This window comes from Natranaeroarchaeum aerophilus, from assembly GCF_023638055.1.
GTDB lineage: Archaea > Halobacteriota > Halobacteria > Halobacteriales > Natronoarchaeaceae > Natranaeroarchaeum > Natranaeroarchaeum aerophilum.
Window position 1 is genome coordinate 675,109 of record NZ_JAKRVY010000001.1, and the last position, 16,824, is coordinate 691,932.

The 16,824-nt window shown below is 61.0% G+C and carries 19 protein-coding genes; 12 read left to right on the plus strand and 7 right to left on the minus strand.

The features are described from left to right. Nucleotides 1-82: 82 nt before the first annotated feature. A complete protein-coding gene (locus tag AArcSt11_RS03450) occupies nucleotides 83-427 on the plus strand; it encodes a cupin domain-containing protein (RefSeq protein WP_250594638.1) in 345 nt (114 codons plus the stop codon). 1 nt (nucleotide 428) lies between these two features. Here the strand turns inward: AArcSt11_RS03450 and AArcSt11_RS03455 are convergent, their stop codons facing one another. Further along, the gene (locus AArcSt11_RS03455) at nucleotides 429-860 is read right to left on the minus strand and encodes a GNAT family N-acetyltransferase (RefSeq protein ID WP_250594640.1); all 432 of its coding nucleotides are present in this window, start codon (nucleotides 858-860) and stop codon (nucleotides 429-431) included. 75 nt (nucleotides 861-935) lie between these two features. After that, nucleotides 936-2,198, minus strand: coding sequence for an isocitrate dehydrogenase (NADP(+)) (icd, locus tag AArcSt11_RS03460; protein WP_353617662.1), 1,263 nt, complete (start codon nucleotides 2,196-2,198; stop codon nucleotides 936-938). Between the two features lie 139 nt (nucleotides 2,199-2,337). Here icd and AArcSt11_RS03465 point away from each other — a divergent pair, with 139 nt between their 5' ends. Further along, entirely contained in the window at nucleotides 2,338-3,228 is an 891-nt protein-coding gene (locus AArcSt11_RS03465; protein ID WP_250594644.1) for an isoaspartyl peptidase/L-asparaginase, read from the plus strand. 31 nt (nucleotides 3,229-3,259) lie between these two features. Beyond that, nucleotides 3,260-4,156: a type II methionyl aminopeptidase gene (gene map / locus AArcSt11_RS03470; protein ID WP_250594646.1), complete on the plus strand. Its 897-nt coding sequence runs from the start codon at nucleotides 3,260-3,262 to the stop codon at nucleotides 4,154-4,156. On the opposite strand, the gene AArcSt11_RS03475 is transcribed toward map, so the two are convergent. Beyond that, nucleotides 4,153-4,353: a DUF7835 family putative zinc beta-ribbon protein gene (locus AArcSt11_RS03475; RefSeq protein ID WP_250594648.1), complete on the minus strand. Its 201-nt coding sequence runs from the start codon at nucleotides 4,351-4,353 to the stop codon at nucleotides 4,153-4,155. The two genes, map and AArcSt11_RS03475, sit on opposite strands and share 4 nt — an antisense overlap. A gap of 252 nt (nucleotides 4,354-4,605) precedes the next feature. Between AArcSt11_RS03475 and AArcSt11_RS03480 the strand changes: the two genes are divergently transcribed. The 7 genes from AArcSt11_RS03480 to AArcSt11_RS03510 all read left to right on the plus strand — a co-directional run bounded on the left by AArcSt11_RS03480 (nucleotide 4,606) and on the right by AArcSt11_RS03510 (nucleotide 11,060). Further along, a complete protein-coding gene (locus tag AArcSt11_RS03480) occupies nucleotides 4,606-5,142 on the plus strand; it encodes an HIT family protein (RefSeq protein ID WP_250594650.1) in 537 nt (178 codons plus the stop codon). Nucleotides 5,143-5,326: 184 nt separating this feature from the next. Next, nucleotides 5,327-6,115, plus strand: coding sequence for an electron transfer flavoprotein subunit beta/FixA family protein (locus AArcSt11_RS03485; RefSeq protein WP_250594652.1), 789 nt, complete (start codon nucleotides 5,327-5,329; stop codon nucleotides 6,113-6,115). Continuing rightward, a complete protein-coding gene (locus tag AArcSt11_RS03490; RefSeq protein WP_250594654.1) occupies nucleotides 6,116-7,132 on the plus strand; it encodes an electron transfer flavoprotein subunit alpha/FixB family protein in 1,017 nt (338 codons plus the stop codon). Continuing rightward, the gene (locus AArcSt11_RS03495; RefSeq protein ID WP_250594656.1) at nucleotides 7,129-8,493 is read left to right on the plus strand and encodes an FAD-dependent oxidoreductase; all 1,365 of its coding nucleotides are present in this window, start codon (nucleotides 7,129-7,131) and stop codon (nucleotides 8,491-8,493) included. Before AArcSt11_RS03490 ends, AArcSt11_RS03495 begins: the two co-directional genes overlap by 4 nt. Continuing rightward, complete coding sequence (locus AArcSt11_RS03500; RefSeq protein ID WP_250594658.1) at nucleotides 8,490-8,798, plus strand: ferredoxin family protein; 309 nt, start codon at nucleotides 8,490-8,492, stop codon at nucleotides 8,796-8,798. Before AArcSt11_RS03495 ends, AArcSt11_RS03500 begins: the two co-directional genes overlap by 4 nt. Before the next feature lie 117 nt (nucleotides 8,799-8,915). After that, a complete protein-coding gene (locus AArcSt11_RS03505) occupies nucleotides 8,916-9,611 on the plus strand; it encodes a helix-turn-helix domain-containing protein (protein WP_250594660.1) in 696 nt (231 codons plus the stop codon). Nucleotides 9,612-9,719: 108 nt separating this feature from the next. Beyond that, the gene (locus AArcSt11_RS03510; protein ID WP_250594662.1) at nucleotides 9,720-11,060 is read left to right on the plus strand and encodes a transposase; all 1,341 of its coding nucleotides are present in this window, start codon (nucleotides 9,720-9,722) and stop codon (nucleotides 11,058-11,060) included. A 35-nt stretch (nucleotides 11,061-11,095) separates the two neighbouring features. On the opposite strand, the gene AArcSt11_RS03515 is transcribed toward AArcSt11_RS03510, so the two are convergent. The 3 genes from AArcSt11_RS03515 to AArcSt11_RS03525 all read right to left on the minus strand — a co-directional run bounded on the left by AArcSt11_RS03515 (nucleotide 11,096) and on the right by AArcSt11_RS03525 (nucleotide 13,864). After that, the gene (locus AArcSt11_RS03515; protein WP_250594664.1) at nucleotides 11,096-11,476 is read right to left on the minus strand and encodes a winged helix-turn-helix domain-containing protein; all 381 of its coding nucleotides are present in this window, start codon (nucleotides 11,474-11,476) and stop codon (nucleotides 11,096-11,098) included. A gap of 103 nt (nucleotides 11,477-11,579) precedes the next feature. Then, the gene (locus tag AArcSt11_RS03520; RefSeq protein ID WP_250594666.1) at nucleotides 11,580-12,353 is read right to left on the minus strand and encodes an ABC transporter permease; all 774 of its coding nucleotides are present in this window, start codon (nucleotides 12,351-12,353) and stop codon (nucleotides 11,580-11,582) included. A 62-nt stretch (nucleotides 12,354-12,415) separates the two neighbouring features. Continuing rightward, nucleotides 12,416-13,864: a hypothetical protein gene (locus tag AArcSt11_RS03525; RefSeq protein WP_250594668.1), complete on the minus strand. Its 1,449-nt coding sequence runs from the start codon at nucleotides 13,862-13,864 to the stop codon at nucleotides 12,416-12,418. 486 nt (nucleotides 13,865-14,350) lie between these two features. Between AArcSt11_RS03525 and AArcSt11_RS03530 the strand changes: the two genes are divergently transcribed. Together AArcSt11_RS03530 and AArcSt11_RS03535 are read left to right on the plus strand one after the other, a co-directional pair. After that, on the plus strand, nucleotides 14,351-15,301 hold the full coding sequence (locus AArcSt11_RS03530) for a hypothetical protein (RefSeq protein WP_250594670.1): 951 nt from the start codon (nucleotides 14,351-14,353) through the stop codon (nucleotides 15,299-15,301). A gap of 114 nt (nucleotides 15,302-15,415) precedes the next feature. Next, on the plus strand, nucleotides 15,416-16,261 hold the full coding sequence (locus AArcSt11_RS03535) for a 2Fe-2S iron-sulfur cluster-binding protein (RefSeq protein WP_250594672.1): 846 nt from the start codon (nucleotides 15,416-15,418) through the stop codon (nucleotides 16,259-16,261). Nucleotides 16,262-16,265: 4 nt separating this feature from the next. Here AArcSt11_RS03535 and AArcSt11_RS03540 read toward each other — a convergent pair whose 3' ends face one another. After that, the gene (locus AArcSt11_RS03540; RefSeq protein ID WP_250594674.1) at nucleotides 16,266-16,796 is read right to left on the minus strand and encodes an SRPBCC family protein; all 531 of its coding nucleotides are present in this window, start codon (nucleotides 16,794-16,796) and stop codon (nucleotides 16,266-16,268) included. Nucleotides 16,797-16,824: the final 28 nt, after the last annotated feature.

Genomic DNA, 16,824 nt, shown 5'->3' on the forward strand with positions numbered 1-16,824 from the left:
CCGGTTTGTCGGGCGACCATAATGAACGCACCGGCACTCGTGCTGTGACAAACTTCTTGCCGATCGCCGGCCAGCCACCAGTATGGAAGTCCTTGGACCAGCCGATCGTGCATCGACCGAAGCCGTCGACGGCGTCCACCTCGCCCTGCTCGCTGGCGGCGACGAGATGAACGTCCAGCGGTTCGAGATCGAGCCGGGCGCAACCGTCCCCGAACACGACCATCCACACGAACAGACCGGTGTCGTCCTCTCGGGGACGCTCACGTTCGTCCTCGCGGACGGGACCGAACACGAGGTCGACTCCGGCGATACTTACGCGATTCCCGGTCACGAAGCCCACGCTGCAGAGAACCGGACCGACGCGGTCGTCACGGGTATCGACGTGTTCTCGCCCCCGCGAACCGATCCCGACTGGCAGGATGGGTGAGCTACCCGATCGGTTTGTACATCTTCACGTGGGGTATCCCCGCCTCCTCGAACTCCTCGCCGCGACGCTCGAACCCGACTGACGCGTAGAACCCCTTCGCGCGCGTTTGCGAGTGGAGTTTGAGTTTCGTTATCCCCGCTTTGCGGGCCTGGCGCTCAACGGCCTCCATCAGCGCCTCCCCGACGCCCTGTTCGCGGCGTGATTCGAGTACAGCCACGCGCTCGACTTTGCCCAGTCCGTCTTCGGGTTCGCGGAGCCGTGCCGCCCCGACGGGCTCGTCGCCGTCGTAGGCGACGAAGTGGGTGGCTGTGTCCTCGTGTTCGTCATACTCCAGTTCCTCGTCAACGCCCTGTTCCTCGACGAAGACGGTCTGTCGGACTGCAAAAGCGTCCGTGCGTTCTGCGGTCGACTCGACGACTCGAACCTCGGTCATGACAGGCGATACGAAGCGGCTGCTGGTGAGCGTTACGACACGACGCCTGTCTATAAAAGAGAGATTTCGGGCGCTCTAGGAGAGCTGCTCGATATTCTCGACGACAGCATCGGCGAACTCGCTGGTTGCCACCTTCGTGCCCCCCTCGATCTGTCGTTCGAGGTCGTAGGTGACGGTGCCCGAGGAGATTGTCTCCTCGACGGCATCGCGCACGAGGTCGGCGGCGTCGGACCAGCCCAGATAGTCGAGCATCTCGCGGCCCGAGAGGATCATCGCGGTCGGGTTGACCTTGTCTTCACCGGCGTACTTGGGTGCGGAGCCGTGGACGGGCTCTGCGAGACAGCGACCGTGACCGAAGTTCGCGCCGGGAGCGATGCCGAGGCCGCCGATCTGTGCACCGGCGGCGTCGGACATGTAGTCGCCGTTGAGGTTCATCGTCGCGATGACCGAGTACTCGTCCGTTCGGGTGAGGATCTGCTGGAGCATGTTGTCGGCGATGCGATCCTGCACGACAACCGTGCCCTCGGGCTGTTCGCCGTCGTACTCCTCCCAGAGTTCGTCCTCGGTAATGACGTCCTCGCCGTACTCTTCTTCTGCGACCTCGTAGCCCCAGTCGCGGAAGGCTCCTTCGGTGAACTTCATGATGTTGCCCTTGTGGACGAGCGTCACCGAATCGCGGTCGTTCTCGAGCGCGTAGTCGATCGCCTCGCGGATGAGGCGCTTGGAGCCGAACTCCGAAATCGGCTTGACGCCGATACCGACCGGGCCATCGTGGATGACATCGGAGATCTCCATGTCCTCTTCGAGGAACTCGCGGACCTGCTCGACCTCGTCGGTGCCGGCTTCCCATTCGACGCCCGCGTAGACGTCTTCGGTGTTCTCGCGGAAGGTTACCATATCCATCTCCTCGGGGTTTTTGACCGGCGAGGGGACGCCCTCGATGTGGTAGGTCGGCCGGACGTTGGCGTACATATCGAGCGTCTGTCGGAGCGCGACGTTGAGCGACCGGAAGCCAGCGCCGACCGGCGTCGTCAGCGGTCCTTTAATCGCAACACGGTGCTCACGGATCGCCGAGACAGTGTCCTCGGGAAGGTTCTCGTCGTACTTTTCTCGGGCGGAGGAACCGGCGTAGACGCGCATCCAGGAAATCGAACGGCCGGTCGCTTCCGCGGCAGCATCGAGAACTTTCTGTGCAGCAGGACCGACGTCCGTACCGATTCCGTCCCCGTGAATAATGGGGATGATCGGGTTCTCCGGCACGTCGAGTTCGCCGGTGTCTTCGTCAGCAAGAGTGATCGGTTCCCCATCCTCGGGGACGTCGACCTTGTCGTAGCTCATGGTCATTTCTAACGAATCATGATGGGGGTAAAAGCCCTGTCTTTTACCTGTGGCCGGGCAAATATTGTCGGCTTGCCTCTCGACTCCCCGGGCCCGCCGTGTGGGAACGCTGAAGATAGTCGATTCCCACGATGGCTGTATGCGCGTAATCGTCCATGGCGGCGCGGGCGGGAAGCCTGCCGAACCGGAGCCGAGACAGGCGGTACTCGACCAGGCAGCAGGTGCCGGTACCGAAGCGTCCGATCCGCTCGATGCGGTCGTGAACGCGGTCGCGGTTCTCGAAGCGTCGCCACGATTTAATGCAGGAACGGGGAGCGCGGTCCAGAGCGACGGCGTGATCCGCACGGATGCAGGCGTGATGACTGGTGGCGGCGAGGCGGGTGCGGCCTGTTCGATGCCGGGCGTCGAGCACGCTCTCAGTGTCGCACGGGTCGTTCTCGAAGAAACACCACACGTGTTCGTGTCTGGCGAGCACGCCTGCGCGCTCGCGAACGAGTACGGAATCGACACCGATGTCGATCTGTGGTCGGAGCGGGCGCGCGAGCGCTGGGACGAGGAGTCGCCACCAGCAGGCACCCCCCGTGATCAGCTCGACTGGATCGGCGAGCACTTCGGCGATACGTCCGCACGCCGACCGGACGATCATGACACCGTCGGTGCGGTCGCCGTCGCGGATGGGCAGGTCGCCGCGGCGACGTCGACCGGCGGGCGCTGGTACGCCCTCGCAGGACGGGTCGGCGACGTCCCACAGCTCGGTGCCGGGTTTTTCGCCTCGGATGCTGGCGGGGCGAGTGCAACGGGAGCTGGTGAAGCGATCGCACGGACCGGCGTGGCACGGCGGGCGGTGGACCTGCTCGACGCCGGGGAGCACCCGGAGACGGCGGCGAGCCGGGCGATCGAGGAGCTCGGGGAGGTCACCGGTGAGTCGGCGGGCGTGATCGTTGCCGAGACCGATGGCGCGGTCGGCAGCGCCTACAACAGCGCGGGGATGCAAACGAGTATCGCAGGTGGCGACGAGGACACCCCGTAACGCCTTTTGTCCCGCTGTGTCGAGTAGTGGTATGGTAGATACCGAGGTCGACCTCGAATCCGAGCAGTACGAGAAACACCGCGAGGCTGGCGAGATCCTCTCGCAGGTCCGCGAAGAGACCGTCGAACGCATCGAGGTCGGCGCGGGCCACCTCGAAGTGGCCGAATATGCGGAAGACCGAATCCGGGAGCTCGGCGGCCAGCCGGCCTTCCCCGTCAACGTCAGTATCGACGAGGAGGCCGCCCACGCGACGCCGGGGATCGACGACGATTCGACCTTCGGCGAGGAGATGGTCAACATCGACATCGGCGTTGCCGTCGACGGCTGGCTCGCGGATTCGGCGATCACGATCGACCTGTCGGGCAACCCGGACCTGGCGGAGGCACCCGGGGCTGCGCTCGACGCCGCGATCGAACTGATCGAACCCGGCGTCGACACCGCCGAGATCGGGGCGGCGATCGAAGCGGCGATCGACGGCTACGGTTTCAATCCCGTCGTCAATCTCACCGGCCACGGACTGGGCCACTGGGAGCAACACACTGACCCGTCGATCCCGAACCGTGCAGTCCCACAGGGCACCGAACTTGAGGTCGGCGATGTCGTTGCGATCGAACCGTTCGCGACGGATGGTTCTGGCAAGGTGAGCGAGGGAAGCGACGAGGAGATATTCGCGCTCGAACGCGAGGGATCAGTCCGAAATCGACAGACTCGGCAGGTTCTAGAACAGATCACCGAAGAGTTCCGTACGCTCCCCTTCGCGACGCGCTGGCTGGAGAGTTCCCGCCCGAAGATGGCTCTCAGACGGCTCAAATCGCAGGACATCGTCCACGGCTATCCAGTGCTCAAAGAGGACGACGGCTGTCTGGTCAGTCAGAAAGAACACACCGTCATCGTCACGCCTGATGGCTGTGAAGTGACAACCCGCTAGGCGTTGTTCATCCGCTGGCTCGTTCGTGCACCACACTCCAGACACTCCGCGATCCGGTACGGTTCCCGCGAGAACTGTGCGTTCTCCTCTTTTCTGCTTTCAGTCTTTAGCTGGACCGATACTCGGTGGGTCGTCTCCACGTCACAGCTGTCACAGCGTTCACGGACTCCGTCAAACGATCCCTCAGTAGTTGCCATTACTTCCGTCTACTCGGGGATAGCTATAAAACGGAGGCTCCGTTAGGGACTGTTTACTCGACACTGGCCCCGTGTCTCTGGGTTCTCGATCTGACGCGGTAAGATCGGCCAAAAACGTTTAAAACCAGATGTAAGCGTTCATTTATACCCCTTGTGGCCGCCGGTCGAACTGGCGGTGCATCCGACCGGGGGGCCGACCCACGCTGTACCATGGCCGACAGTATATATCTCTGGAACCGCCACACTGTCCGTATGGATCAGGTGTTCGCTCCGTGGCGCATCGAATGGGTGGAACGCGATAGCTCTCGGGACGATATCGACGACTGTGTCTTCTGTGAACTGCCGGAACAGGACGCCGATCGGCGGAACATGATCGTCGCCCGGAGCGACCACGCGTTCGTGCTTCTCAACAACTACCCGTACAACCCGGGTCACATCATGGTGATTCCCCGCTGCCATACGGGGGACTACCGCGATCTGGACGAGGCGGTGTTGACAGATCACGCGAGGCTCAAACAGCGCACGTTCGATGCGCTGGAAACCGCGATGAACCCGGATGGGTTCAATACCGGCCTGAACCTCGGTCAGGGGGCAGGAGGATCGATCGACGACCATCTCCACACGCACGTCGTCCCGCGCTGGGAGGGCGATACGAACTTCATGGCGACGGTGAGCGACACGCAGGTGATCGTCGAGGCGCTCGAGGACACCTACGAACGAGTGTACGAGGCGTTCGCCGACCAGGAGGACACGACCGTTCCGCCGGACGGCGCAGTCGTGGTCGAGTAGCGGTCCTCCCGACCGCGAGCAACTGGTCGCTGACGATTGGCCCCTGACACGTAGCGAGCGGAAGCCCATCTCCTATATAAAATACCACCGTACGAGGGTGTTCAGGCACTGTTTTCTCAGATGCTGGGAAGCGTCTGGATCCCTCATTGTCGGCTGTATCGTAGCTCCACCGTGAACAGCCACTATGACTGATCAATGGACCGTCGTAGTAGGGATCAAGCAGGTGCCCGACGAGGACGACGTGACGATCGACCCCGACACGGGGACGCTCAATCGATCGGGAGCCGATGCGATCCTGAACCGGCCGGACAGAAACGCGCTGGAAGCAGCGTTAGAAATCAAAGACCAGGTGGATGCGAACGTCATTGCCGTCACGATGGGGCCACCGCAGGCCACACCCGTTCTGGAAGAAGCGGTCGCGATGGGCTGTGACGACGCCGTACTCGTGACTGATCGGGCGTTCGCTGGCAGCGATACTTGGCCGACGAGTCTCGTACTCGCAGCGACCGCGGAGTATCTCGATGCGGATGTCGTGCTCGCCGGTGAGGAGACGACCGACTCCTCGACAGGCCAGGTCCCGCCGGGGATCGCTGCCCACAACGGGTGGGCACAGCTCACCTACGCCGAAGAGCTCGAACCGAAACCGGTGGATGAGCAGATCGTCGCCAAGCGCGACGTCGAAGGCGGTCACGAGTACGTTGCGGCTGATCTGCCGGTCGTGATCGCCTTCGCCTACGGCGAGAACGAACCCCGGCCCGCTGGACTTCACCGGAAGATCTACGCCGAGACCGAGTTCGAGCCCGAGCAGGTCACTGCGGAGGAGCTGCCGATCGACACGGACAGAGTCGGACTCGCGGCCTCGCCCACACAGGTCGGCGGGATGGAGACGGTCGATCCGGTCGAACGCGAACAGGAACGCCTCGACTCGCCCGAGGAACTGCTCGAAACGCTCGCCGAGGAGGGGGTGGTGTAGATGTCGGACGTCGATATCGACGACCACTCGGATGTCTGGGTGTTTATCGAGGAGCATGCTGGCGAGGTCGCCCCCGTCTCCTGGGAACTGCTTTCGGAGGCGAAAGGACTTGCCGATGAACTCGACGAGGATCTCGTTGCGCTCGCGATCGGAGAAGATCTAGACGACGTCGCCGAGGAAGCCGTCGAGCGTGGCGCGGACAAAGTGCTCGTCGCTGACGATCCGGTCTTCGAGCCGTATCGTGCAGATCCCTACGGAGAGCAGTTCCGCCATCTTGTGGAGGAACGAGAACCCGATATCGTGCTGATCGGCGGGACCCACACCGGCCGGGACTTCGCGGGCCGGGTCGCCGTCCCCGCGTACGCGGGACTCACTGCTGACTGTACCGAACTCGGCATCGACGAGGATAGTCACCTCGAAGCCCGCCGACCGGCCTTCGGCGGTAACGTTCTGGCGACGATCAAATGTGAACGCCACCGTCCACAGATGGCGACGATCCGCCCCGGCGTCTTCGCGACGGCAGATCCCGAGCCCGACCACGAGGGCGAAATCGAGGAGGTCGAGGTCATCGTCGAGGAGGCGGACACGATCTCCGAGGTCGTCGAGCGGAACGTCGGGGACACCGCAGATATCACGGATGCTGACCGGGTTGTTGCTGCCGGGCGCGGTGTCGAGGGTGACGTCGAACCGGTTGCCGAGCTTGCGAAGGCGCTGGACGCCGAACTCGCTGCGAGCCGCGCAGCAGTCGATGAGGGCTGGATCGATGGCGCGCGACAGGTCGGCCAGACCGGGAAAAACGTCCGGCCCGATCTCTACGTGGCGGTCGGGATCAGCGGTGCGATCCAGCACATCGAGGGCATGAACGACAGCGACATCGTGGTCGCGATCAACAACGACCCCAACGCCCCGATATTCGAACACGCCGACTACGGCATCGTCGGCGACCTCTTCGAGATCTGTCCACAGCTTGTCGAACAGCTGGAGGACGTTGACGACCCAGCGGAGGTACTAGCATGAGCGAAGACGACGACCGAGCAACACCACCAGCAGAGCCGAACTACGACGACGAGTTCGACGCAATCGTCGTCGGTGCAGGCCCCGCCGGGAGCGCATCGGCGCTGACGATGGCCGACGCCGGGCTCGACGTCATCATGATCGAGCGCGGAGCGTATCCCGGCGCGAAAAACGTCTTCGGTGGCGTGCTGTACACGCCGACGATCCGCGAGCTGACCGACATCGACGACGCGCCGCTGGAGCGCTACGTCGGCGAGAAACGCTTCGGGATGCTCTCGCCCGAGGACGAGACCGCCGTCTCGGTCAAGCCAAACCAGTGGCACCAGGAGCCACATAACGACTCCTACACGGTCCTGCGTGGGGACTTCGACGAGTGGTTCGCCGAGCAAGCCGTCGAGGCCGGTGCGACGCTGATCACCGAGACGACGGTGACCGACCTTATCCGCGAGGACGACGGACAGATCGTCGGCGTCGACACTGACCGACCGGAGGGCGAACTCCGCGCCCCGGTGGTTGTCCTCGCAGAAGGTGGCAACTCTCTCGTTGCGGAAGGGGCCGATCTCAAGGATCCATCGCCACGGGAGGACGTCGCGGTGGCGGTCAAGGAGGTCATCGAGTTCCCCGGCGACGGCAACGAGATCGAAGACCGGTTCCGGTTGACGGAAGATTCCGGCGTCTCCTACCACTACTTCGGCGAGGGTGCCGTCGGCGACGCCTTCGGCGGCGCGTTCATGTACACCAACGACGACACGGTGAGCATCGGTCTGGCCTACCGAATCGAGGACGCGGTGACGAGCCAGCCAAAGCCCGAGCAGACGCTCAACGAGTTCAAGTCACATCCGGCGGTCGCACCACTGGTACGCGGCGGTCGCACGGTCGAGTACTCCGCGAAGACGATCCCGGAAGGCGGTGCCGACGCCATGCCGGACCTCGTCCACGACGGCGCGGTACTGGTCGGGGATACTGCTGGACTCGTCCTGAACAACGGCGTCCACCTCGAAGGGACGAACATGGCGGTCGAGAGCGGCTACCACGCAGGGAACGCGATCATCACGGCGATGGCCAACGATCGAACCGACGCGAACGCACTGCTGGAGTATCCACGAAACCTCGAGGAGTCCTTCGTCGTCCAGAACCTCGAACGCTACGAGTGGCTGATGGAGACCGCCGTCGAGGACAAAGACCTCCTCTTTCGCGATCTGCCGCGAGCGATCGCCGACGCGAGTGAGGAGTACTTCAGCATCGACCGCGATCCGAAGGCAGAACACGCAGACGAGGCGAAAGACCGGATCCTCCAGACCATCGGCGGCTGGAGCGGCGCGGCGAAACTGGCCTGGCGCTACCGCAAGGTGATGACTTCATGAGCACGACACAGAACTCCGTCGACAACGCATCGCTCGAAGACCGACTGTACACCGTCAAATACGAGGACCCCGGCGAGTCCCATCTCGATGTCAAGGTGACGGGAATCTGTGAAGAACGCTGTCGGACCGACGACTGCGTCGACGTCTGCCCGGCTGATGTCTGGCGCGAAGGCGAAGACGGCGTTCCACACATCGCCTACGAGAACTGTCTGGAGTGCAGTAGCTGTCGGTTCGCCTGCCCGCACAACAACGTCGTCTGGACGTATCCCGAGAACGGCTCCGGTGTGACCTACAGTTTCGGTTGACCGGAAGACTCCGCAGTCGCTTCATATTTGTATAATTATTCACGATGATTACGACGGTTTCTCACATAGTGGGAACGAACACTGGGTCATTCAAAAGGAGGTTACGTATCAATACGTATGACTGCAGCCCACAGCGCGGATACCGACCTTGGAGAGGTCGACACTCTCCGCGCACGTCTCCGCGTCGAGCCCCCCTCGACTGCGGGCTGTGAACTGCTTTCGGCAGCAACCGATCACGGCTCCGTTCGTCAATCCCTGTCCTGTCCCGACAACGAATGCCCTGATCAGTCCTGTGAGTGCCATGCCGAAGTGGCTTCGAGTGACGAGCCCGGACGTCCCAAGTTGCTCAGTAGAGAAGTCACGAGTTCCTGTGTTTGCCGGACGTTCCGCAATCACGCCTGCGTGTCGGAGATGGATAGCGTACAGAACGGCGAGCTCGTCTTCTCGGTGACGATTCAGGGCCGCGAGGAACTGCGCGATATCGTCGCCGAGCTGCGTGAGACCGGTGCGACCGTTCGTCTCCAGCGACTCGTCGATCTCAGTTCCGGTGATTGTGACGGCTCCCGGATCGACGACACGCCGGTCACCGACAAACAGCGCGAGGCGATTCGTACCGCCTACGAACTCGGCTACTACGAGACGCCCCGCGAGTCTGATCTCGGCGACGTTGCGGACGAACTCGGCATCTCGAAGTCCGCGGCATCCCAGCGGCTCAACGCGGTCGCGTCGAAACTGGTCGTCGGCTTGCTACAGACAGAGGATGCTGCTGGTTCCGACAGCTCGCCCCCTGCGGGCGTTTCGGCGGACGATTGACCGGTGTTCTATAAAGAATAATAGCGCGAGTACCCCGACCCACCGTGGTCGGGAGTGAAGCGCGTCTAATCCATACTTTTATCAATCACTAAACCGCACCAGAATACAGTGCAGTCGTCCAAACTCACCCAAACGTTATCATTCGGACTAGACATCCACACGGGGAGTGGCGACGACCTGCAAACCGGCTGTCTCGAAGCACGACGCATCCGCAACGAAACCAACCGCCTCGACCAATCTGGCTGGGATTGGACTGATATCAAATCGACTGTCGTTGACAATGCTGATCACGTCAACAACACCACCCAACTCATCGTTGACAAAGCTCTTGGCGAGATCGAAACCTACCTCGACAACAAAACTGACGGGTGGGGTCGTCCCTACCCGTACATTGATGAGTCGTATCCGATGGTGATGAACCATGGGGAAGGCTACCGGCTGTTCCCCGAAGACGACAGAACGGTTCGATTCCGTATCACTGCCACAAGAGGAACACACGTTAAAGGTGAGCTCTGTGGCAGTGCAGACCACTTTGACCGACTCCAAACCGCGTTCAACGATGAAGAATGGCGGGTTGGAATGGCTGAAGTTGTTCACAAACACGGTGAGTGGCGACTTCATGTCACAGTCACGCACAAGACTCATCAAGTCGCCAGCAAAGCTGATGCAGACACCGTTGTTGGTGTGGATGTGAACGAAGACTGTATCGCGCTCGCTGCGATGAGTCGTGATGGTTCGGTGGAAGACTCTGTGGTGTTGGAGTATCCGTCGGTGAAAGAGCAGCGTCATGAGTTTTTCACCAAGCGCAAACGGATGCAGAAAGCAGAACAGACTGGGTTTGAGACAGTCGTGAAGACTGAAGAACGCGATTACGTTCATGATTGCCTGCACAAAGTCTCGCGGAAAGTAGTTGCATGGGTCTCGCAATTTAACGACCCGGTTATCGTCTTTGAAGACCTCAAAGACATGCGAGAGTCCATCGATTATCGAACGCGGATGAACCGTCGCCTGCACTCGTTACCGTTCGCTGCACTCCAAGAGATGGTATCGTACAAAGCTGCGTGGGAAGGAATTCCGTCGGATAACGTTGATCCTGAGTACACCTCGCAGCGATGTCCTCGAACGGAGTGTCAGCACACAGAACGCGCAAACCGGCATAAGAAACGATTTAAGTGTAAACGGTGTGCGTTCCAAGATCATGCGGATCGAAAGGCGGCGGTGTGTGTTGTGCAGAAGTGGTTAGAGCGAGAAACTGGAAATGTGCCGTCTCTCGAAACCCTTCCACGCGTTCGGAAGGTGAGACGGGCGGCATCGGGGGCTGGTGGAGGCCCCGACTCTCACGGACACAGTTTGTGTTCGGGTGTTCACCGACAGGTAACGTCGGCGCAAGACTCTCCGAGTCAAGCGCGAGAGGAATTAAAGACCGTTGCGTCAGCTGTGCAAGACTAAACACGGACGCCCCGCGCCACCGTGCGCGGGGTACTTCACTCGTCGACAGTATTGTCCGACAGACGGTTCGGGAGCAGATCGGCACAGACGACTTCGACGTCTTCTCCAACGGTCACAGTGATAGCCGGCGCTCTCCGTTTGTACCGTGCTGGTGGATCGCCATCAGGTCGTTTCGCCGTCGTTTCGACCAACAGTCCTGCCTCGGTGAGCTTGTCGACTTTCCGGTATGCGGTCGACTGTGAGACGTCACATTCTTCGGCCAGTTGCTGGATCGTCATTGGTTCGGTTGCGGTCTGAAACAATTCGACTGCTTCTTCGTCGTCCAGGAGCTGGACGACCAGTTCGGAATCGAAACACTCCCCCAGCTCGCGTTCGTCGATTCCACCGTCGGGGTAGTGTTGATAGGTCCGGCTCATACCCAATCATAGTACCTATTTCCCCAACTACGTGGCTCTGTAATATACACAGGTTTATACGCGGAGCAGGTGCAGTGGCGCGGGCTTGAGGCGGCGGAGGATGTCAAATGAAACTACCCTCGGTGGAGTCGTCGTTCCACGGCACGAGTCGGTGCTGGAGATACTCCAGTCCGTACGTGATCCCGACGCCGACGAGGCCGATCACGACGATCGTCCCGTAGAGCTCCTCGAGCGCGTACGTGTTCCATGCAACCCACATCAGATAGCCGAGCCCTTCGCCACCGGCGATCAGTTCGACCGAGATCACGATCAGAAACGACGTGCTCACCCCGAGGCGAACGCCGGTGAAAAGCAGCGGCAACGACCCCGGTAGCAACACTTCCCGAAAGAGCTGGTACGTGGATGTTGCACCGTTATCTCGCGCCGCATCGAGATACACCTGCTCGATTCTTGTTGCACCGTTTTTCGCGTTCGAGACGACGAGAAAGAACCCGCCGAACGCAGCGGTAAAAACGAGTGCGGTCTCGCTCGATCCGAACGCGAGGACCAGAAGCGGAAGCAACGCGATCACTGGCAGTGGGTACAGCGCCGAAATCGGCGGCTGCAACAGCGCACGTACCGTCGTGTTCCACCCCATCGCCAGCCCGATCACCGTCCCACTCATCACCGCAACTCCCCCGGCAACGACGGTACGTGTCATGCTCGTCGAGAAGTGTCGCAGAAACTCCCCGTCGCCCAGCAACGCCACGGTACTCGCCAGAATCGTTGTCGGTGCGGGAAGCACGGCCGCATGCACGAGTTCGAGATGCAGAACCAGTTGCCAGAGACCAACCAGTACCCCGACGGAAAGCGCCTGGTACAGCGTGTCTCGGTTCATCAGGTGTCTCGCGGTACGGATGGTTCGAAAGGACTGCACGACGGCGCGTGATCGATCCGAGCTTACTCGGTGATCTCGAACGCGAAGTGCAGTGCTGGCAGTGGTCGCACTGGATGGTTGTCCCAGTACGAGAGATGGGGTTTCGTCGTGAAGTTCGGCTCGTCGGTCTCGGTCTCGAACAGGCTCGGGTACACGTCGATGAAGTGGTAGCCGGGTTCACCGGTCGCCCGGAGCTTCGTCCGAAGGATACCGTCTTCCTCGTCCAGACTGCAGATGTAGCCAAGTGGCTTGTTGTCGTAGACGAAATGGTAGGCGTTCTCGTAGAGCGGCCAGCCGATACCGGTCACCTCGAACTCGATCTCGGTTCCGACCGGACCGCTGGTCGGGGACATATCGACGATCTTGGGCTGCATCATAAAGCCCGTCACGGCGACCGACTCGCCGTCGATCTCCGCCATAATCGGACGGGTCGCCCCCATTTCGTTGGGGATCGTGAACTCGTGGTCGAACCCGCCGTTCTCGTCAGTCGTAACCGTCGGTAGTATCTCGGGCTTGGCGTTCGGCGTGATATCGATATCGAGCGGGCGGTGGCCGCCGTGTGAGTACCAGACCAGATCGATCTCGGTGTTGGCTGGGAACGCTTTCCCGGAGAGTGTCGCCGTGTCACCGGCCTGCCCGGACGTCGGGCTGATCTCGAGCTGTGCGTCCGTCTCCCGATCGGGGTCGGGTAGATGGACGCCCAGAACCTCCTCGTCGTACATCGGATCCACCCAGTAGGGGTCCGGCGTGGCGGTCTGTTCCGTAACCTCGACCGTCCACGTAGACTGGCGTTCACCCGCGACCGGGCCAAACGGCGACTGTGTGTTGTTCTGCAGGAACGGAACGCCCCGATAGTTCCGCCAGACCTGCAGGACGTGCTCGCCCGGCGGACCGACAGCACGGACTTCCGCCGTGGCGGTACCGCGATTGACGACGCCGGTGATGAACCCGACCATCCCGTTGTCCCAGGCGATCTGGTAGTTGCTCCGCTCGACGCCCGGCCCGAGTCCGTAGCCGACGACGGTAAACGTCTCGCCGAGTTCGGCGGTCGTCCGATCGATCTCGAACCACGCGGTCACGGAGAACTCGGCTTCAGCGAGCGTGTTGCCATCGCTCGTCCGGAGCTCGATCGTGTGGTCCCCGCCGTAGTCTTCCGGGATCTCCCAGCGCTGGCTGAACTCGCCGCTGGCGTTCGTCCGTACCGTCGCGATCTGTTCGGTCCGTGGCTGATACTGTGGGCCGTGAATCTCGTTGCCCTCGATCACGCCCCACCGACCTCTGACGGAGTGCCAGATCAGCTCGAAGCCCTGGTTTTCGGGCAACGATGAGCCCTCGATCGTGATCTCGTCACCGACGTAGCCCGCCTCCGGCGTCACCGTCAGGTTGGTTGACTGGTCCTGACGCCCACGCCGATGTTCCTCAAACGTGTCCCGCAGCGTCGACGTAATTCCCGAATCTCCCTTCTCTGTCATTGTCCTAGTTTACTGTTTACCGGCAGTTCCCTATAGCTCTGCCTTCACAAATAAGGATTTTTTAACGACGCTGCGACGGTCGACGAACGATAGTTCGTGTCCCTGCTCTACCGTATTCTTGTACGTATCCGTATGTGCGACCGGTTTTGCGTGATCCAGGTTCGGACCTGAGACCGCGGACTCCCGACGACTCTTGGGCCGTGACAAAAATAACAATAAAACAATACGTATGTAGAACTGGCCGATGATTGTAGATGATTAATGTAGATTTTTCGTATGACTTGATTTTGTAATACAGTATCCGATTTTCGAGAGTTCCGGTATGAACGGCTCTCAACGGTGATATCGGGGGTCCGATAGGTCTGCTCACGAACGACCAAATTACAAATTGTTTGTAATCAGGAATTCGTAATGTAGAAATGGTATTCTCAATCTGCGGAAATGATGTGGTTTTATTAGTACTGGGGGATGTACAGTACAACTACAATGGTACCTACCCCGACCGACGATGCTGATGGCCGAATGAGTGCATCCCGCCGTCGCGTGATGGCAGCTGGTGGCGCAGCCTTCGCCTCCGTTGCTGTCGCCGGCTGTACTGGCGACGACAACGACGACGAAAACGGCGCGGCAAACGATGACGAGAACGGTGACGAGGAAAACGAGGTCCTCAACTACGTGGTCACGGACGACCTGATCGCCGGATCCTCGGGTGCGCCGGATACGGGCTTTGCCCAGTCGTGTTCGCCGACGCGCCAGTTCATGCCCGGCATGCAGGCGGTGTTCAAGATCGGAATCTACGACCCCGAAACCGGCGATCCCGTCGACAACGAGACCGTCGACGAGGCGGTCGTCGAAATTGGAGGCGACACCGTCGAGCTCGATCACGGCGAGGAAGGCGAGGACGACGAGTTCGAGTGGAGCGGCAACTGGATGATCCCCGACGACCAGGATCCCGGCACGGTCGAGTACGTCGTCGAGGTAACGAACGAAGGCGAGTACCACAACGTCGGCATCTACCAGGGAGAACTGGAGATCATCGAGGGCGACGACCCGCGTAACTACGTCGTTACTAACGACGTCATCGCCGGCTCCGCGGAGATCCCCGACGATGCGAACGGATTTGCACAGTCCTGTGCACCCCAGCATCAGTTCCGCCCCGGTATGCAAGCGGTCTTCAAGGTCGGGGTCTACGACGGCACGACCGGCGAAATGGTTGGGCCCAGCACGCTCGATGAAGTGACTGTCGATCTCGATGGATACGATACGCTCGAACTGGACACTGAAGACGAGGAGGAGTGGGACGACGACGAATGGTCCAACAACTGGATCATCCCCGACGACGCCGAGGAAGGCACGCTCGAGTACACGGTCGAGGTGACCAACGACGGTGTCTTCTACGACGTCGGCGTCGCCGCGGCCGAAATCGAGATCATCTAGCGCTGATCTATCCGTTTCGTCGAGTTCACACGACACCCCCACTCCGCCCTGCCCCTTTTAATAAGGTGTATATTCCACCCGAGTCCTGTAGGGAGTACGCTACAAAACATAGGTATGGCCAAGAGAGGTACTGACCGAGCGGCTGATTGTGATTCCGAAGCGAACGGGGACTGTGCGAACTGTCCCAACAGCGATGCCGACGCCCGTCGACGGAGAATACTGACAGGGATGGCCGCGGGCGGTACGGCGGCGTTTGCCGGCTGTGCTGGCCTGTTCGACACCGGTGAGGACGACGGCCCGGAGAATTTCGTCTCCGAGGATGCCGAAGAAAACGGCGAGGAGAACGGTGAAGAAGCCCCCGCCTACGAACTCGAATTCCTCCGTAACGAACAGACGCTCGATATCGGTGAAGACGAGATTATTCTCGATGCCGGTCTCGATGCCGACCTCGACCTCCCCTACCAGTGTGAGGTCGGCGTCTGTGGACAATGTGAAGCCCACGTCAACGGCGACGCCACCGATGTCGTCGAGATGGACGGCAACGAGTATCTCGACGACTCGGAGATCGAAGACGGGGCCTTCCTCACCTGTGTCGCCGAACCGCGCGCTGATTTCGCTATGGACGAACGTCCGGACGAATCCGGGAGCCCACTCGACGATGTCGAGGAAGCACAGGCGTTCGCGGTCGAGTATCTCGGCCACGATACCGGTGGGACGACGATCGACGTGCCGGAAGACGAGGAACTACTGTACGCCGGACTCGACGAAGGCTGGGATCTGCCATACCAGTGTGAGGTCGGCGTCTGTGGGCAGTGTGTCGCAGAAGTCGATGGTGATGCCAACGACGTGGTCGAGATGGACGGCAACGACTACCTGTCCGAGGAAGAGGTCGAGGACGGACAGCTACTGACCTGCGTCGCCCAGCCTCGCGACGACTTTACGCTCGATACCGAACCCTGATCCGCTACGCGCGTTCGGGTTCGATCTCCGTTCTGATGTTCTCGAAGTAGCTGTTGAGATCCGACGTGACCGCCTTCCGGACGACGAGTTTCGGGAGCGAGGCGACCCCGCCGGAGTAGGATAGCTCGGCCGTATACGCCAGCTCCGTTCGATCGTCTTCGACCTCGCTCATCTCCATCGCGGCGAGCACGTCGAATCGACTTCCGGTCGTCGAATCGAACGCCTCCCCGTCGGCGACGATCCAGTCCGGCTCGTTCATCTCGACCATCTCCAGTTCGCCGTCGATCGAGATCGTCATCTTGCTGATTCCGCGGGTAACCTCACAGGTGTACCGGCGTTCCGTCTCCCTGGTGACCGATTCCGCGCCGGGAATACACTGGGCGAGATTCTGCGCTTCGGAAATGAACCCCCAGAGCTCCTCTTTTCGGGCGTCGATCGTGACGGAGTCCTCGAACTCCAGTTGTGTGTCGTCTCGCTCGGCCTCGTCGCTGGACCCCTCACCCTCCGCAGTGTCAGTCGATTCCTGGCTGTTCATACGTTCCCTATGTCGGTGGTATAATTAG

Excerpts from the sequence above, each read along its gene's own strand:
- AArcSt11_RS03450 (WP_250594638.1), top strand. The coding sequence starts at position 83 with ATGGAAGTCCTTGGACCAGCCGATCGTGCATCGACCGAAGCCGTCGAC.
- AArcSt11_RS03455 (WP_250594640.1), bottom strand. The coding sequence starts at position 860 with ATGACCGAGGTTCGAGTCGTCGAGTCGACCGCAGAACGCACGGACGCT.
- icd (WP_353617662.1), bottom strand. The coding sequence starts at position 2,198 with ATGAGCTACGACAAGGTCGACGTCCCCGAGGATGGGGAACCGATCACT.
- AArcSt11_RS03465 (WP_250594644.1), top strand. The coding sequence starts at position 2,338 with ATGCGCGTAATCGTCCATGGCGGCGCGGGCGGGAAGCCTGCCGAACCG.
- map (WP_250594646.1), top strand. The coding sequence starts at position 3,260 with ATGGTAGATACCGAGGTCGACCTCGAATCCGAGCAGTACGAGAAACAC.
- AArcSt11_RS03475 (WP_250594648.1), bottom strand. The coding sequence starts at position 4,353 with ATGGCAACTACTGAGGGATCGTTTGACGGAGTCCGTGAACGCTGTGAC.
- AArcSt11_RS03480 (WP_250594650.1), top strand. The coding sequence starts at position 4,606 with ATGGATCAGGTGTTCGCTCCGTGGCGCATCGAATGGGTGGAACGCGAT.
- AArcSt11_RS03485 (WP_250594652.1), top strand. The coding sequence starts at position 5,327 with ATGACTGATCAATGGACCGTCGTAGTAGGGATCAAGCAGGTGCCCGAC.
- AArcSt11_RS03490 (WP_250594654.1), top strand. The coding sequence starts at position 6,116 with ATGTCGGACGTCGATATCGACGACCACTCGGATGTCTGGGTGTTTATC.
- AArcSt11_RS03495 (WP_250594656.1), top strand. The coding sequence starts at position 7,129 with ATGAGCGAAGACGACGACCGAGCAACACCACCAGCAGAGCCGAACTAC.
- AArcSt11_RS03500 (WP_250594658.1), top strand. The coding sequence starts at position 8,490 with ATGAGCACGACACAGAACTCCGTCGACAACGCATCGCTCGAAGACCGA.
- AArcSt11_RS03505 (WP_250594660.1), top strand. The coding sequence starts at position 8,916 with ATGACTGCAGCCCACAGCGCGGATACCGACCTTGGAGAGGTCGACACT.
- AArcSt11_RS03515 (WP_250594664.1), bottom strand. The coding sequence starts at position 11,476 with ATGAGCCGGACCTATCAACACTACCCCGACGGTGGAATCGACGAACGC.
- AArcSt11_RS03520 (WP_250594666.1), bottom strand. The coding sequence starts at position 12,353 with ATGAACCGAGACACGCTGTACCAGGCGCTTTCCGTCGGGGTACTGGTT.
- AArcSt11_RS03525 (WP_250594668.1), bottom strand. The coding sequence starts at position 13,864 with ATGACAGAGAAGGGAGATTCGGGAATTACGTCGACGCTGCGGGACACG.
- AArcSt11_RS03530 (WP_250594670.1), top strand. The coding sequence starts at position 14,351 with ATGGTACCTACCCCGACCGACGATGCTGATGGCCGAATGAGTGCATCC.
- AArcSt11_RS03535 (WP_250594672.1), top strand. The coding sequence starts at position 15,416 with ATGGCCAAGAGAGGTACTGACCGAGCGGCTGATTGTGATTCCGAAGCG.
- AArcSt11_RS03540 (WP_250594674.1), bottom strand. The coding sequence starts at position 16,796 with ATGAACAGCCAGGAATCGACTGACACTGCGGAGGGTGAGGGGTCCAGC.